We start from the raw sequence: 15281 nt of genomic DNA, 5'->3' as shown, positions 1-15281 counted from the left end.
GCTCCCGGGAAAGTGCGCGCCGCATCATGCGGTTCGACTGCGTTCCCTCGGACTGGATGCCGTTCCTCGTAACACCGGCGTCCAATCGTCCTGCCACGACTTCTCTTCCCAATTCGGCTTCACGCAACGCGTGCAACCAACACACAAAACATCACCGTTCCGCGACAGCCACATCGCGGTCAAAAATGCCTAACTGCGTGAAAAACCGAAGACTTTGACTCTCCGTAACAAGTGGCACAGGATCATCGCCCTGCCGACGTGGCAGTTTCAGACCAAGCCTTTACAGGTGATGTCTGGACCCCTTGTTGATCGGCATTTAGGCAGGATCGAATGCGGGAATCAACGATGAATTTTACGCAAAATTAAGAGCGGGCCGTTGACTCCGGCTGCAGTTTTTGAGCGTCACATCGATGTCAAAAAAGAATCGCTTTTGAATCAAGGGGATTCCGATTCTGGGCATTTTTGACACGCATAAAAAGAAAAAAATAAAAAAGCTTCTTGACTCTGCTCAGACCGCAGATTGTAGGGCCTGAGTCGAGCACACCTGAAGTATCCTACAACAAGTATTTGTTTTCATTGCATTTTTCATGTCACACGCCCGACATGAAATCGTCGCCGAATTAACCATACGGAAGCTAGTCGGCGGAATCGAAAAAGCCCGACAAAGTTGCCGGGCTAATCATAATGCTGCGTTTATTAACGAAAGATTATGCGGTCGCAGAAACCGACAGAGCCTTCACACGAGCTGCCAGGCGCGAAACCTTACGGGAAGCCGTGTTGGCGTGCACAACGCCCTTGCTTGCGGCGCGAGCCAGTTCCGGCTGCGCGGCCAGGAAAGCTTCCTTAGCCTTGGCAGCATCACCAGATGCGATTGCCTCTTCGACCTTGCGAACGAAAGTACGAACGCGCGAGCGACGAGCCTTATTGACGTCGGTACGGCGGGCGATCTTGCGGGTCGCTTTTTTCGCCGAAGTTGTATTGGCCATGGATGCCTCTCTAAGAATTCGAACAAACTCCGTCATCACCGCGGGCCTTGCGGCCACTTCATACAGCAATGCGGGAGCATAATCGGAAAACCGGAGTGGCTTCCCGAACCGTGGGCGGGCATATAACCCTAAAGCCGACCCACGTCAACGCGCATTTTCAAGGAAACGCCGCCTTTCTCCAAGGCTCAGCGGTTCTTAAAGGCAGGCTTACGCTTTTCGATGAAGGCCGTCATCCCCTCTTTCTGGTCTTCGGTGGAAAACAGGCTATGGAAAAGCCGGCGCTCGAAGCGCAGACCTTCGTCCAGGGTCGTCTCCAAGGCGCGGTTGACCGCTTCCTTGGCCATCAGAACGGAAGGACGCGACAGCGAGGCAATCCTGGCGGCCGCCTCCAGCGCCTCGTCCAACAGGCGCTCGGGCGCCACCACACGTGAAACGAGTCCTGCGCGCTCCGCTTCGGCGGCATCCATCATCCGGCCGGTGAGGATCAGATCCATGGCCTTATATCTGCCGACGGCGCGCGTCAGCCGCTGAGAGCCGCCCATGCCGGGGATGACGCCGAGGGTGATCTCGGGTTGGCCGAACTTGGCAGTCTCCGAAGCGATGATGATGTCACACATCATCGCGAGTTCGCAGCCACCGCCAAGCGCAAAGCCGCTGACGGCAGCGATGACAGGCTTGCGCACCTTGGCAACGTCGTCCCAGCCGCTCATCAGATCGCGGCTATAGACATCGACATAGCCGAGAGGCTGCATTTCCTTGATGTCGGCACCGGCGGCGAATGCGCGCTCGGAGCCAGTCAAAACGATCGCACCAATAGCGTCGTCGGCCTGGAAGGCTTCATGAACCTGTAGAAGCTCCTTCAGCACTGTCGAATTCAGCGCGTTCAGCGCCTGCGGGCGATTCAATGTGATGAGCCCTACCGCCCCGCGAGTTTCGACGATCAGCGTTTCGTAGGCCATGGACAATCCTCCCGTTATTTTTGGCAGTCAGGGCAGTAGAAGGTCGAGCGCCCCGCCTGAACGATGCGCGCGACCGTACCGCCGCAACCGGGCGTGCGGCAAGGTAGACTTTCGCGATCATAGACCGAGAAAGAGTGCTGGAAATACCCGAGAGACCCATCCGTCTGGATATGATCCCGCAGGGACGAGCCCCCCGCCTTGATGGCGTCGGCGATGACGTCGCGGATCGACGCAACGAGGAGGTCCATCTGCTTGCTCGGCTTACCGGTCTTGGTGACGACAGTCGCCGCTGCCCGGGTGGGGCGCAAATGCGCGCGCCACAGCGCCTCGCAGACATAGATATTGCCGAGCCCGGCAATATTCTTTTGATCGAGCAGCGCGCTCTTCAGCGGCTGCGCCTTGCCCATGAATCGTTCCGCCAGATAGGCAGCGCTGAGTTCGTTGCCGGTAGGCTCCGGCCCGAGGCCGAAGAGGAAGGGATTGAGATCAAGCTCGGAGCGCTGCGCCATATCCATGAAGCCGAAGCGGCGCGGGTCATTATAGATGACGCGGCTGATGCCATTCGGTCCTTCCAGGTGGAAGATCGCGTGGTCGTGCTTTTCATCCTTCGAACGGGCATGATGAAACTCGCCGGGAGCATCGGATAGCGGTCCTGCCTCGATGCGGAAGGAACCTGACATGCCGAGATGCGAGATGATCGTCGTGCCGTCATCGAGATCGATCAGCAGATATTTGGCGCGGCGACCGAGCGCGACGATTTCGCGACCGGTTGCCCGCGCCTCCAAACCGTCCGGAAAGGGAAACCGCAGGTCCTTGCGGCGCAGTTCCAGGCGGGCGATCCGCGCGCCTTCCATGGTGGGGGCAAGCCCGCGTCTGACGGTTTCGACTTCTGGCAATTCCGGCATCTTAACCCATCTATATCTAACATGTTTCAACCACGGGCGTTGTGCGCTATAGCGCCAAGGTGCCGCAGCTTTGACCGTGGCCCACAGATAGCGCTGCGCGGGTCCGTTCGCTATGGTCGCCGCGCCGATTTCAGATAGATGGAGTATTTCGATGTCAGAAAGCCGTACCTCCGCCGAAGGCGGCATGGAAACATCCTACGGCTTCCGCGAAGTGGCGGATGGTGAAAAGCAGGGCCTCGTCAACGAGGTCTTCCATAAGGTCGCCAAGCGCTACGACATCATGAACGACGTCATGTCGGTCGGCATGCACCGCGTCTGGAAGGATGCGATGATCTCAGCCCTCAATCCGCGCAAGGAACCCGGCTACAAGGTTCTCGACGTTGCCGGCGGCACCGGCGATATCGCGTTTCGCATCGTCGAGGCCTCGAACCGGCAGGCCCATGCAACCGTGCTCGACATCAACGGCTCGATGCTCGCCGTCGGAGCCGAACGCGCCGCCAACAAGAAGCTCTCCGACAACCTGACTTTCGTCGAGGCCAACGCCGAGGACTTGCCGTTCGAAGCAAACAGCTTCGACGCCTATACGATTGCCTTCGGCATCCGCAACGTGCCGCGCATCGACGTGGCGCTCAGCGAAGCCCATCGCGTGCTGAAGCGCGGCGGCCGGCTGCTCGTGCTCGAATTCTCCGAAGTGGACATGCCACTGCTCGACCGCGTCTATGACAGCTGGTCGTTCAACGCCATTCCGAAGTTCGGCAAGGCGATCACCGGCGAGGCCGAGCCCTATCAGTATCTCGTCGAATCCATCCGTAAGTTCCCCAACCAGGAGAACTTCGCCGAGATGATCCGCAATGCCGGCTTCTCGCGCGTGAGCTTCACGAATTATACCGGCGGCATCGCAGCCCTTCATTCCGGCTGGAAGCTCTGACGCATGGTTGAGGGCACATCGTTCACCCGCTGGCTTTCGCAGGCAGGCAATCCGGCATGAGCACTCTGGGGGCATATTTCCGGCTCTCTCGCGTCGGCTGGATTCTGGTGCGCGAAGGTGTAATTTCGGCCCTGCCGTCGGAAGATCTTCCGCCGTCCGTCGGCATCGCCAAGTCGTTTGTCGGCTTGTTCGCGCGCAATCGTTCGAAATCGAAGAAGCGCAGCGACCGGCTGGCGCAGGCGGTGGAGCGGCTCGGCCCCTCCTACGTGAAGATCGGCCAGTTCCTGGCGACGCGTCCGGATGTCGTCGGCGTCGAGTTTGCCGACGATCTGTCGCAGCTTCAGGACCGCATGGCATTCTTTCCGCTCGCAGCGGCCAAGGCGAGCATCGCCGGGTCTCTCGGCCGCCCGATCGAGGAGCTTTATGCGAGCTTCGATGAGCCGATTGCAGCGGCTTCGATTGCCCAGGTGCACCCCGCCGAGGTCGATACGCCTGCCGGACGCAAGAAGGTTGCGGTCAAGGTCGTCCGCCCCGGCGTGCGCCAGCGGTTCACGCATGATATCGAGGCGATGTACCTCGTCGCTCACATGCAGGAGCGCTTCATGCCTTCTAGCCGGCGCCTGAGGCCGGTGGAGGTCACGAAGACACTGGAGCAGACCACCAAGGTCGAAATGGACTTGCGGCTGGAGGCCGCGGCCCTTTCCGAGATTGCTGAAAACACCGAGAAGGACCCGGGCTTCCGTGTGCCGAAGGTGGATTGGGAGCGCACCGGCCGCGACGTGATCACAATGGAGTGGATCGACGGCGTGAAGATGTCGGATGTCGAGGGCCTGCGCGCCGCCGGCCACGATCTCAACCTGCTCGCGGACACGTTGATCCAGTCGTTCCTCCGCCACACGCTGCGCGACGGCTTCTTCCACGCCGACATGCATCCCGGTAACCTCTTTGTCGACGAACACGGCGATATCGTCGCCGTTGACATGGGGATCGTCGGACGCCTGGGGAAAAAAGAACGCCGCTTCCTCGCCGAAATTCTCTTCGGCTTCATCACCCGCGACTATATCCGGGTCGCGGAGGTCCACTTCGAAGCCGGCTACGTGCCGGGCCACCACAATGTCGAGAGCTTCGCGCAGGCGATCCGCGCGATCGGCGAGCCGATTCATGGCCAGCCTGCCGAGACGATCTCGATGGGCAAGCTGCTGACGCTGCTATTCGAGGTGACTGAACTCTTCGACATGGCGACGCGGCCGGAACTGGTCATGCTGCAGAAGACCATGGTCGTTGTCGAAGGCGTGTCGCGCATGCTCAATCCACGCTTCAACATGTGGAAGGCGTCCGAACCCGTCGTCGGCGATTGGATCCGCAACAATCTCGGTCCGAAGCGCATCGTCACCGATCTCAAGGACGGGCTGAAGGCGGCTGTGAAGCTTGCCGAAGCGGCGCCGGAGATTGCCGCCAAGACCGAGAAGTTTCACCATCAGCTGCTACAGATGAGCGAGAATGGATTGCGGTTCGACGCGGAAACGGCCGAGGCGATCGGCAAATCCGAGGCGCGCCACAATCGCTCTGGTCGGGCCGCCCTCTGGATTATCGCTCTTGCTCTTCTCTATATAGCCTGGGTGATCACCTGATCCATCGCAATGCATGCTGTGTTCGATATTTGGGATATCCCATTCAGTAGCGCCGTCGCATACTCTCACTTTTCAAGGAGATATGGCAGATGAAGCATGAACGCCCCCGCATCGAACTTTCCGGGCAACCGCTCAGCTTTGCTGAGATGGTGAGGGTCGGATCGGGCAAGGTGGCGCTGTCAGCTTCCGCGACCGGAATGGCCCGCATCGAGATTGCCCGCGGGATCGTTGAGGACGCGATCAAGGCCGGGATGCCCGTCTACGGGGCGACCACCGGCGTCGGCGCCATGAAGGATGTCGAGTGGTCTCCGGAGGACCTAGACGCTTTCAATCTCGGGCTGGTACGTGCGCATCACTTCGGCACCGGGACACCGTTTTCGAGCTCCGTGGTGCGCAACGCGATGGCCATTCGCATCAACACCGCATTGACGGGACAGGTCGGCTGCACGCGTGAACTCGTCGATGCCTATATGCGCATGCTGGAGGCCGACATCATCCCGGTCGTCCGCCGCACCGGCTCCATTGGTTGCGCCGACATCGGTCTCATGGGCCAGATCGGCGCCGTGCTGACCGGCGTCGGGGAAGCGATTTACCGTGGCAAGCGCATGCAGGCGGCCGATGCCTTCGCCGCGGCCGGCATGAAGCCCTTCACCATGGCTCCGCGCGACAGCCTGGCGTCGCTCAGCGTCAACGCGGTGAGCTTTGCCGCGGCGGCGGACGCGACCCGCAGCGCCGCGGCCTCCATACGCGTGCTGCTGGCCTCGGGGATGATGGCGTCAGGCGCGCTCGGCGCCTCCCGCGACCCGTGGCTTTCCGTCCGCCATGTCGGCACCTCCCGGGAGGCCCTGATCGGCTCCTGGCTCTGCAATGCGTCGGACGCCTGGCAATGGCCAGTCAAGACCCACATCCAGGACCCGTTGAGCTTGCGCATGATCGCGCAGGTCTTCGGGGCGGTGATCGAGAACCTGCTGACGACGGGCCACAAGATTTTGGCCGCCACCGGACGCTCCGACGACAACCCCGTCGTCGTCGAGGGGCGGGTGATGACCTCGGGCGGGTCGCTACCGCTCGACGTGACGATCCTTCTCGAATCGGCTGCTCTCTGCATGGCGCATGCCGCCCGCAATGCCTTCAACCGCTGCGTCCTGCTCGGCAACGGCCAGCGCCGCGACCTGCCGGTCAATCTCGTGCCGCCCGGCCGTATCGCCACCGGTTTCGGCCCGATTATCAAGCTGGCCGGCGAAATCTTCTCCCGCGTGCTGTCGATGTCAAACCCGGTTTCCGCGCAGTCGCTGGTGGTCGCAGCCGGGCTTGAGGACGAGGCCGCGTTCCTGCCGCTGGTGATCGAGCGTTTCGAGCGTCAGATGCGGGCACTGATGCGCCTCGCCGCTCTCGAGGCGCTGCTTTCGGCCCAAGCCGTGGACATCCTCGGCGACAAGCCGAAAGGTGTCGGCGGAATGCTCTATGACGTCGTTCGCAAGCATGCGGACTTTTATACGGTCGACCGGCCACTTTCTGCCGAGGTGGAAGCGATCGAGGAAGAATTCGGCTCCGACGCCTTCATGTCCAAGCTGATCGAAGAGGTGCCTATCGCATCCTTCGACGATTTCTTTGCGCTCGGCTCGCTGGCGCGCATCGAGCAGCGCCTGACCCAGGAGCCGGTCGCCATCTGATCCTTCAATATTCGCCACGGAGCAAGCGGCATGGCTGATTTCGATCTCGTTCTGCAAGGCACGGTCGTTTTGCCGGAGCGCATTCTGGAAGCCGGCTACGTTGCCGTCCGCGATGGCAAGATTGCGGAAATCGGCCTCGGCGTACCGCCTGCCGCCCGCGAACGCAATCTCCTCGGCAAGGCATTGATCCTGCCCGGAGCAATCGACGCCCAAGTTCACTCTCTGTCGCAGAAGAACCAGGAGGATTTCATCTGGTCGACGCGCTCGGCTGCTGCCGGCGGCGTGACGACGATCGTCGACATGCCCTATGATGAAGGCAATCTTGTTTGTTCGGCGGAAGCGGTAAAGAAGAAGATCGCCTCTGCCGGCCCGCAGGCGCGGGTCGATTTTGCGCTCTACGGCACCGTGGATCCCGAGGAAGGCGCCAAGCGGGTCGCCGAAATGGTGGATGTCGGCGTTGCCGCCTTCAAGTTCTCGACGTTTGGCACGGATCCGAAACGTTTTCCGCGCATTCCCCCTGCCCTGTTGGACGAATGCTTTGCCGCAATTGCGCCGACCGGGCTGACCGCCGGCGTCCACAACGAGGATGACGAGGCCGTCCGCACCTACATGGAGCGCGTGAAAGCAAGCGGGATCACCGATTGGCGGGCGCATGGGCTGTCGCGGCCGCCGATCACCGAACTGCTGGCAATGCACACCATCTTTGAAACCGGCGCCAATACGGGATGCCCCTCGCATGTGGTCCATTGCTCGCTCGGACGCGGCTATGACATCGCGCGCGCCTATCGCCGTGACGGTTTCGAGGCGACGGTGGAATGCTGCATTCACTATCTGACGCTGGACGAGGAAAACGACGTCAAACGCCTCGGCGGCAAGGCGAAGATCAATCCGCCGATCCGGCCGCGTGCCGAGGTCGAGGCGCTGTGGCGCAGGGTTGCCGAGGGCAATGTCTGGCTGGTTTCGACGGATCACGTCAGCTGGTCCGAAAATCGCAAGACCAATCCTGACATGCTGGCGAACGCGTCCGGTGTGCCCGGGCTCGAGGTGATGGTGCCGCTCTTCATCAAGGGTGCCGCCGAGCGCGGTATCCCGCTGACCTGGGCGGCCAAGCTGATGGCAGAGAACCCGGCAAAGCATTTCCGCCTCGACCACGTGAAGGGAGCGCTCACGCCAGGCAAGGACGCCGATATCGTCGTGCTTGAGCCGCGCGAAACGGTCTATGACGCAGCTGCGAGCGGCAACAACGTGGTCGGCTGGAGCCCTTATAACGGCATCCGCCTTCCCTGGACGGTCGCCGCGACCTATCTGCGCGGGGAGAAGATCACCGATGGCGCGACGGTGCTGGCTGAACCGGGGACCGGCCGATTTGTCCGTCCGCTGCCGAGGCAGGTGATCGCCGGAGCCGCAGAATGACCAGAAACCTGCCGGTCAACGCAGGTCGTATCGCCGAGGATATCGACGCTCTGGCCGGGATCACCGAGCCCGGCCGTCCCTGGACCCGTCGTGCCTTCTCGCCGCTCTTTCTCGAGGGGCGCGCCTATATCGAAGCGCGCATGCGAGCGGCTGGCCTTGAGACGCGGATCGATGCCGCCGGCAATCTGATCGGCAAGCGGCGGGGCGCCATCGACGGGCGCGGCACGATCATGCTCGGTTCGCATTCAGACACCGTGCCGGATGGCGGGCGTTTCGACGGCATTGCCGGCGTGGTGGCGGCGATTGAGGTCGCGCGTGCGCTCAGCGATCGGGGCATCGAGCTCGATCACGACCTGGAGATCGTCGACTTCCTTGCGGAGGAGGTCAGCATCTTCGGCGTTTCCTGTATCGGCAGCCGGGGCATGACCGGGCAACTGCCGGAAGCCTGGCTTTCGCGCGCGACGGAAGGACGCGACCTCGCCGAGGCCATTGCCGAGGTCGGCGGGCGCCCGGGCGTGCTGCAGCAGCAAAACAGGCCCGATATTTCGGGCTTTCTCGAACTGCATATCGAGCAGGGTCCGGTCCTTGAGAACGACGAGAAGAACGATATCGGCATCGTCACGGCGATCGCCGGGATCACCCGCATTGAGATCATCGTCGAAGGCCGCGCCGACCATGCCGGCACGACGCCGATGGATAGCCGCTCGGATGCGCTGGTCGCCGCCGCACAACTCGTCCTCGATATCCGCAATGCCGCAGCCGCCCGGGCGAAGACGCCGGGGCATTTTGCGGCGACGGTCGGCGAGTTCCGGATCGAGCCGAATGCCGCCAACGTCGTTCCCTCGAAGGTCGTCCTGCTGATCGATGGGCGCGCCGAGATTCGCAACGACATGGAGGCCTTCTGCGAGTGGCTGGACGAACATGTCATAAAGTTAGCCATCGCTTACGGAGCGTCCATCAAAAGCCCGATGCGCGTCTCCGACAACTATCCGACGCCGAGCGATGCCGGGCTATTGAAGACGCTCGAAAGGGCTTGCGAAACCGTCGGCGCCAGGCACCGGCGAATGGCATCGGGCGCCGGTCACGACATGGCCTGGATTGCCAAGGTGGCGCCCGCCGCGATGATCTTCGTACCCTGCAAGGAGGGGCGCAGCCACTCCGCTGACGAGTGGGCCGAGAACGACGACATCGCGCTTGGGGCGGCCGTGCTTTTCGAAGCCGTCATGGACATGGACAAGAGCTTGAAGCAGGAGAATGCCTGATGGGACGCATACTCGTTGAGAAGGACGTCGAAGCAGCGGTCAAGGGCGGGTCGGTCTATGCCGCCGGCGGCGGCGGCTGGGCGGATCACGGACGCATGCTCGGCTATGCAGCGGTCAACGTCGGCAAGCCGGAACTTGTGTCGATCGACGAGCTGAAGGACGACGACTGGATCGCGACGGCCGCCGCGATCGGCGCGCCGGCTTCCACGACACCCTGGGAGATGCAGGGCATCGACTATGTGAAGGCGGTGCAGCTGCTGCAGGACGAACTCGGCGAAAAACTGTCCGGCCTGATCATCGGCCAGAACGGCAAGTCGTCGACGCTGAACGGCTGGCTGCCCTCCGCCATTCTCGGAACAAAAGTCGTCGATGCCGTCGGCGATATCCGCGCGCATCCGACCGGCGACATGGGCTCGATCGGCATGGCGGGCTCGCCCGAGCAGATGATCCAGACGGCGGTCGGCGGAAACCGCGCCGAAAGCCGATACATCGAGCTTGTCGTGAAGGGGGCGACGGCGAAGATCTCGCCGATCCTGCGGGCGGCTTCCGACCAGTCGGGCGGCTTCATCGCCAGCTGCCGCAATCCGCTGCGCGCCTCTTATGTGCGGACCCACGCAGCACTTGGCGGCATCTCGATGGCGTTGGCGCTGGGCGAGGCGATCATTGCGGCTGAGAAGAACGGCGGTTCAGCCGTGATCGATGCCATCTGCAAGACAACAGGCGGGCACATCCTGGCCGAAGGCATCATCACCAAGAAGAACGTCGTCTATACCAAGGAGGCCTTCGACATCGGCACGATCGTCGTCGGCTCCGGCGACAAGGCGGTGACCATGCATGTGATGAACGAATACATGGCCGTCGACGACATCGAGGGCAAACGGATCGCCACCTTCCCCTCGGTTATCACAACGCTCTCGCCCGAGGGCGAGCCGCTGAGCGTCGGTCAGTTGAAGGGTGGGATGCATGTCTTCATCCTGCATGTGCCGATGAGCATCATTCCGCTGTCGGCAAGCGTTCTCGACCCGACCGTCTATCCCCCGGTGGAGAAGGCGATGGGAATAGAGCTTGCCCGCTACGCGCTCGCGGCAAAGGCCTGATCGCATGGCGCGGGACGTCGGCCTCGAGGAATTGCTGAGGGAAGAGCTGGGTACTATGTCCGGTCTCAGCGAGAAGCCGATGTTCGGTGGTTTGGCCTTTCTGCTCGACGGCAATCTCCTTTGCGGCGCCCGACAAGACGGCATGCTGGTCCGCCTCGGCAAAGGCAATGACGGCTGGGCGCTCGATTTGCCCGGCGCGGTGCAGATGCTTTCCGGCGGTCGCGCCATGCACGGCTGGATCCGGGTCGGCGCGGAGATTTACGGCGATGACGATTTGCGGCGCCGCCTCCTGGAGACCGCGACGGCCTTTGTGCGCTCACTGCCCGCCAAGTGAACGGAGCTTGGGCCCAAGAGACCCAAAAAAGACAGAGATAGAGGAACGACCAAGATGCCGAAGCCCAATCCACGTCACCCGAAATTTCCGATACCGGGCGGGCCGGAGCTGCGCGCCAAGGGTTGGCGGCAGGAGGCGCTGCTGCGGCTCCTGGAGAACGTTCTCTCCGTCGGTGAGGATCCGGACAATCTCATCGTCTATGCCGCGCTCGGCAAGGCAGCGCGCAACTGGGCGGCGCACAAGGGCATCGTCAAGGCACTGACCGAAATGGACGAGGACCAGACGCTGCTGATCCAGTCCGGCAAGCCGATCGGCCTCGTGAAGACGCATCCGAAGGCGCCGCTTGTCATCATGGCGAACTGCAACATCGTCGGGCAATGGGCGAAGGCCGAGGTCTTCTACGAGCTGCAGCGCAAGGGGCTGATCTGCTGGGGTGGGCTGACGGCTGGCGCGTGGCAGTATATCGGCAGCCAGGGCGTCATCCAGGGCACCTATGAAATCTTCATGCGCATTGCCGAGCGCCGGTTCGGCGGTGATCTCTTCGGACGCTTCGTGCTGACGGCGGGGCTCGGCGGAATGGGCGGCGCGCAGCCGCTCGCCGGCCGCATGGCGGGGGCCGCCATCCTCTGCGTCGACATCGATCCCGAGCGCGCGAAGAAGCGCCAGGAGATCGGCTACTTGCAGGAAATCGCGCCGGATCTCGATACGGCGCTTGCGATGATCGATGCTGCCGTGAAGGACAAGCGGGCGCTTTCGGTTGGTCTCGTCGGCAATGCTGCGGAAATCTATCCCGAGATCGCGCGGCGCGGCATCGTGCCGGATATCGTCACCGACCAGACCTCCGCGCACGACCTCGTCTACGGCTACGTGCCGAAGGGCATGAGCCTTGCGCAGGTTCGCGAACTGCGCGAGGACGGTCAAGGACAGCTGATGGCGGCAAGCCGAGCTTCGATCGTGCAGCACGTCACTGCCATGCTGGACTTCCAGAAGAAGGGCTCCGAGGTCTTCGACAATGGCAACCTTATCCGCACACAGGCCAAGGAAGGCGGCGTCGCCAACGCTTTCGACATTCCGATCTTCACCGAAGCCTATCTGCGACCGCTCTTTGCCCGGGCAATCGGCCCTTTCCGCTGGATGGCACTGTCAGGCGCGGAAAGTGATATCGCCCGGATCGACGTTCTGCTGCTCGAAATGTTCCCAGACAACAAGATCATCACCAACTGGATCCTCTTGGCGCGCGAGCACGTGCCCTTCGAAGGACTGCCGGCGCGTATTGCCTGGCTCGGTCACGGTGAACGCACGATGCTTGCCCGCCGGGTCAACGAGCTCGTAGCAAGCGGTGAACTGAAAGGGCCCGTCGCCTTCTCGCGGGATCATCTTGATGCCGGCGCGATGGCGCATCCGAACATCATGACCGAGCGGATGAAGGACGGCTCCGACGCGATCGCCGACTGGCCGCTGATCGACGCGATGATGCTCTGCTCGTCGATGGCCGATCTCGTCGTCGTCCATTCCGGCGGCGGCGGCTATGCCGGCTACATGACGAGCTGCGGCGTCACCGTCGTGGCCGATGGCACCGACGCTGCCGACGAGCGGCTCGACCATGCGCTTACCAACGACACGGCGCTTGGCGTCATGCGCTATGCCGATGCCGGCTATGACGAGGCGCTCGACGAGGTGGCCAAGAAGGACGTTCCCTACATTAGGCTCGGATAGCGCTAAGGCACCTGTCTCGGAAACATTTCTGTCCGATTACGCTATGGCGTGGCGCAACCGATCGATCGCAGGTCGTGCGCCTCTGATAGAGATCGAGTGTTGATTCGACGCTGCCCTTCCAAAGAACGGACCCGCCATGCAGCCCCGCACCTACGGTATGCTCCTCGTCAGCATTGCTACGATCATGTGGAGCACCGCGGGGCTCTTCGTCCGCGCGCTCGATCTCGATGTCTGGACCGTGCTCGGATGGCGCTCGCTGTTTGGCGGTCTGGCGCTGACGATCATCATTCTGGCAAAGAAGCGGATCAGTGCGGAACCCGGCAAGGTACCGCTCTATTTCTATCCGCTGTTCGGTCTCATGGCCGCTATATCGATGTATGGCTACATCGGCGCGCTGAAGCTGACGACCGTCGCCAACGTGCTGGCGATCTATGCGACCGTCCCGTTCGTCGCGGCAGCCATCGCTTATGTCTGGTTGAAGGAGAAGATCAGCAGGCGTGTGCTCATCGCCAGTATGATCGCCTTCGTTGGCGTTCTGATCGTTGCAGGTTTCGGCGCGAGGCCCCAGGACATCGCCGGCAACGCGCTGGCGTTCTTGATGACGCTGACCTTCAGCATCCTGCTCGTCGCGGCGCGGCGCTACCCCGCACTGCGCTTGGCGCCGGTCAATGCGCTTGGATCCGGCTTCTGCGTGCTGCTCTGCCTGCCACTGATGTCGCACGCGATACCGAGCCTGCAGGAGATCCTCGTGCTTGCCGTCTTCGGGTCGACGACATCGGGAATCGCCTATCTACTGTTCATGACCGGCGGCCGCTATATTCCCTCGAGCGAGGCCGGGTTGATCGGTCTGCTCGACGTCGTGCTCGGCCCGCTCTGGGTCTGGCTCGCCTTCTCCGAGACGCCAACGCTTTCCACGATCATCGGCGGCGTGATCATCCTGATCTCGGTCTTCTGGTATCTCTGGAGCGGCATGGCGCGGTCACAGCAGCCACGCCGCACCTTGAAGAACGTTTAGCCGACCCATTATTTTTCGCGAAGATTACCACTTCGCCAGCTTGGCGGCGGTGAGCGCCGCGACCATGCCAAGCGCCAGCAGCGACAGCGTGAAGGCAACGACGGCGTTCCAGCCATCGGCACCCCAGAAATAGCCACCGACCGAACCGGCAACACTGGAGCCGATGTAGTAGGACAACAGATAGAGCGCGGACGCGTGCCCCTTGGTGCCGCGGGCAAGGCGACCAACGAGGGCGCTCGCCACCGAGTGGGCGACGAAGAAGCCCGATGTCAGCAACACGATGCCAAAGACGATCAGCGGCAGCGAGGATGACAGCGTGACCGCGACGCCGACCGCCGCAATCGCAATGCCGGCCGGCAGCACGATGAAATGGCCGATGCGATCTCCAAGCAGGCCGGCGATCCAGGATGCGGCGATACCGAACAGATAGACCGTGAAGATCAGGCCGAGCTCCGTCTGGTTGAGATTGTATGGCGGCTGAACGAGGCGGAAACCGATGTAGTTGTAGACGGTGACGAAGCTGCCCATGGCGAGAAAGCCGATGGCGAAGAGCAATGGTAGCGCCGGGTTGCCTATATGGCCAACCCAGGCCCTCACGTGAAAGCGGACATCGAAACCCTTGCGCGGCGCAAAATTGCGCGACGCGGGCAGCAGCAGGAAGAAGCCGATTGCCGCGGCAAGGCCGAGCACGCCAAGCGAACCCAATGCAATGCGCCATGAGAAGAACTCAGCCAATGTGCCGGTGACGACGCGGCCTGCCATGCCGCCAAAAGCATTACCGGCGATGTAGAGACCCATCGAGGCGCCAAGACCGCGGGGATCGATCTCTTCCGAGAGATAGGCCATCGCCACGGCCGGCACGCCGCCAAGCAGCAGCCCTTCAAGCGCGCGGATGACGAGCAGCGCGTGCCAGCTCGACACGAGGGCGCAGGCGATCGTGCAAAGGGCAGCCCCGAGCAGCGAGGCGAACATCAGGATGCGGCGGCCGAAGCTTTCGGAGACGGCAGCGGCACAGAAGATCGCGACGGCGAGAAAGCCGGTCGACAGAGATAACGACAGAGAGCTCGCGGCCGGGCTCACGCCGAAGTCCGCGGCAAAGATCGGCATCAGTGGCTGCACGCAATAGAGCAGCGAGAAGGTAGCAAAACCGGAAAGGAAGAGGGCGAGGCTGGCACGTCGATAAGGTGACGTGCCGCGCAGCAAGAACTGCTTTTCCTGCATTTCCGCCGTCGTTCGCACGAGGTGGAGATTCGGACGGGGATGGGTTTCGGAGGCGTCTGGCGAGCTGTTTGCGGCGCGTTGCATTGGGGGTACCAACCTTTCACGCCTTTTGATCTAGCCAGCAGCGCGCCATTTGTCCAA

General features: G+C 62.2%; 13 protein-coding genes. 9 read left to right on the top strand and 4 right to left on the bottom strand.

Annotated elements, in window-relative coordinates; genetic code table 11:
* Positions 1-707 precede the first annotated feature (707 nt).
* The 3 genes from rpsT to mutM all read right to left on the bottom strand — a co-directional run bounded on the left by rpsT (position 708) and on the right by mutM (position 2850).
* Complete coding sequence (gene rpsT / locus IB248_RS03305; RefSeq protein WP_016552476.1) at positions 708-986, bottom strand: 30S ribosomal protein S20; 279 nt, start codon at positions 984-986, stop codon at positions 708-710.
* Positions 987-1171: 185 nt separating this feature from the next.
* On the bottom strand, positions 1172-1945 hold the full coding sequence (locus tag IB248_RS03300) for an enoyl-CoA hydratase (RefSeq protein WP_018855136.1): 774 nt from the start codon (positions 1943-1945) through the stop codon (positions 1172-1174).
* A 14-nt stretch (positions 1946-1959) separates the two neighbouring features.
* A complete protein-coding gene (mutM, locus tag IB248_RS03295; RefSeq protein ID WP_112641833.1) occupies positions 1960-2850 on the bottom strand; it encodes a bifunctional DNA-formamidopyrimidine glycosylase/DNA-(apurinic or apyrimidinic site) lyase in 891 nt (296 codons plus the stop codon).
* A 151-nt stretch (positions 2851-3001) separates the two neighbouring features.
* Here mutM and ubiE point away from each other — a divergent pair, with 151 nt between their 5' ends.
* From ubiE to IB248_RS03250, 9 genes are all read left to right on the top strand, one after another.
* Positions 3002-3778, top strand: a complete 777-nt coding sequence (ubiE, locus tag IB248_RS03290) for a bifunctional demethylmenaquinone methyltransferase/2-methoxy-6-polyprenyl-1,4-benzoquinol methylase UbiE (RefSeq protein WP_018855138.1) — start codon at positions 3002-3004, stop codon at positions 3776-3778.
* A gap of 56 nt (positions 3779-3834) precedes the next feature.
* A complete protein-coding gene (ubiB, locus tag IB248_RS03285; RefSeq protein WP_018855139.1) occupies positions 3835-5409 on the top strand; it encodes a 2-polyprenylphenol 6-hydroxylase in 1575 nt (524 codons plus the stop codon).
* 89 nt (positions 5410-5498) lie between these two features.
* A complete protein-coding gene (locus IB248_RS03280; RefSeq protein ID WP_192240307.1) occupies positions 5499-7082 on the top strand; it encodes an aromatic amino acid lyase in 1584 nt (527 codons plus the stop codon).
* 30 nt (positions 7083-7112) lie between these two features.
* Entirely contained in the window at positions 7113-8495 is a 1383-nt protein-coding gene (locus IB248_RS03275) for an amidohydrolase family protein (RefSeq protein WP_192240306.1), read from the top strand.
* Entirely contained in the window at positions 8492-9757 is a 1266-nt protein-coding gene (locus IB248_RS03270) for a Zn-dependent hydrolase (protein WP_192240305.1), read from the top strand. Before IB248_RS03275 ends, IB248_RS03270 begins: the two co-directional genes overlap by 4 nt.
* Positions 9757-10854, top strand: coding sequence for a DUF917 domain-containing protein (locus tag IB248_RS03265; protein ID WP_169679264.1), 1098 nt, complete (start codon positions 9757-9759; stop codon positions 10852-10854). The genes IB248_RS03270 and IB248_RS03265 overlap by 1 nt, the downstream gene beginning before the upstream one ends.
* Before the next feature lie 4 nt (positions 10855-10858).
* Positions 10859-11188: a TfoX/Sxy family protein gene (locus IB248_RS03260; protein WP_018855144.1), complete on the top strand. Its 330-nt coding sequence runs from the start codon at positions 10859-10861 to the stop codon at positions 11186-11188.
* Positions 11189-11242: 54 nt separating this feature from the next.
* Entirely contained in the window at positions 11243-12904 is a 1662-nt protein-coding gene (locus tag IB248_RS03255; protein ID WP_192240304.1) for a urocanate hydratase, read from the top strand.
* A 136-nt stretch (positions 12905-13040) separates the two neighbouring features.
* Complete coding sequence (locus tag IB248_RS03250) at positions 13041-13919, top strand: DMT family transporter (RefSeq protein ID WP_112824782.1); 879 nt, start codon at positions 13041-13043, stop codon at positions 13917-13919.
* Positions 13920-13943: 24 nt separating this feature from the next.
* On the opposite strand, the gene IB248_RS03245 is transcribed toward IB248_RS03250, so the two are convergent.
* Positions 13944-15224, bottom strand: coding sequence for an MFS transporter (locus IB248_RS03245; protein ID WP_192240303.1), 1281 nt, complete (start codon positions 15222-15224; stop codon positions 13944-13946).
* Between the last annotated feature and the right edge of the window lie 57 nt (positions 15225-15281).

Origin of the sequence: Rhizobium sp. RHZ01 (assembly GCF_014851595.1) — a bacterium.
Taxonomy (GTDB): Bacteria; Pseudomonadota; Alphaproteobacteria; order Rhizobiales; family Rhizobiaceae; genus Rhizobium; species Rhizobium altiplani.
The sequence above is the reverse complement of the archived record's forward strand: the minus strand, read 5'-3'. Positions and strand labels throughout refer to the sequence as shown.

Excerpts from the sequence above, each read along its gene's own strand:
- rpsT (WP_016552476.1), bottom strand. The coding sequence starts at position 986 with ATGGCCAATACAACTTCGGCGAAAAAAGCGACCCGCAAGATCGCCCGC.
- IB248_RS03300 (WP_018855136.1), bottom strand. The coding sequence starts at position 1,945 with ATGGCCTACGAAACGCTGATCGTCGAAACTCGCGGGGCGGTAGGGCTC.
- mutM (WP_112641833.1), bottom strand. The coding sequence starts at position 2,850 with ATGCCGGAATTGCCAGAAGTCGAAACCGTCAGACGCGGGCTTGCCCCC.
- ubiE (WP_018855138.1), top strand. The coding sequence starts at position 3,002 with ATGTCAGAAAGCCGTACCTCCGCCGAAGGCGGCATGGAAACATCCTAC.
- ubiB (WP_018855139.1), top strand. The coding sequence starts at position 3,835 with ATGAGCACTCTGGGGGCATATTTCCGGCTCTCTCGCGTCGGCTGGATT.
- IB248_RS03280 (WP_192240307.1), top strand. The coding sequence starts at position 5,499 with ATGAAGCATGAACGCCCCCGCATCGAACTTTCCGGGCAACCGCTCAGC.
- IB248_RS03275 (WP_192240306.1), top strand. The coding sequence starts at position 7,113 with ATGGCTGATTTCGATCTCGTTCTGCAAGGCACGGTCGTTTTGCCGGAG.
- IB248_RS03270 (WP_192240305.1), top strand. The coding sequence starts at position 8,492 with ATGACCAGAAACCTGCCGGTCAACGCAGGTCGTATCGCCGAGGATATC.
- IB248_RS03265 (WP_169679264.1), top strand. The coding sequence starts at position 9,757 with ATGGGACGCATACTCGTTGAGAAGGACGTCGAAGCAGCGGTCAAGGGC.
- IB248_RS03260 (WP_018855144.1), top strand. The coding sequence starts at position 10,859 with ATGGCGCGGGACGTCGGCCTCGAGGAATTGCTGAGGGAAGAGCTGGGT.
- IB248_RS03255 (WP_192240304.1), top strand. The coding sequence starts at position 11,243 with ATGCCGAAGCCCAATCCACGTCACCCGAAATTTCCGATACCGGGCGGG.
- IB248_RS03250 (WP_112824782.1), top strand. The coding sequence starts at position 13,041 with ATGCAGCCCCGCACCTACGGTATGCTCCTCGTCAGCATTGCTACGATC.
- IB248_RS03245 (WP_192240303.1), bottom strand. The coding sequence starts at position 15,224 with ATGCAACGCGCCGCAAACAGCTCGCCAGACGCCTCCGAAACCCATCCC.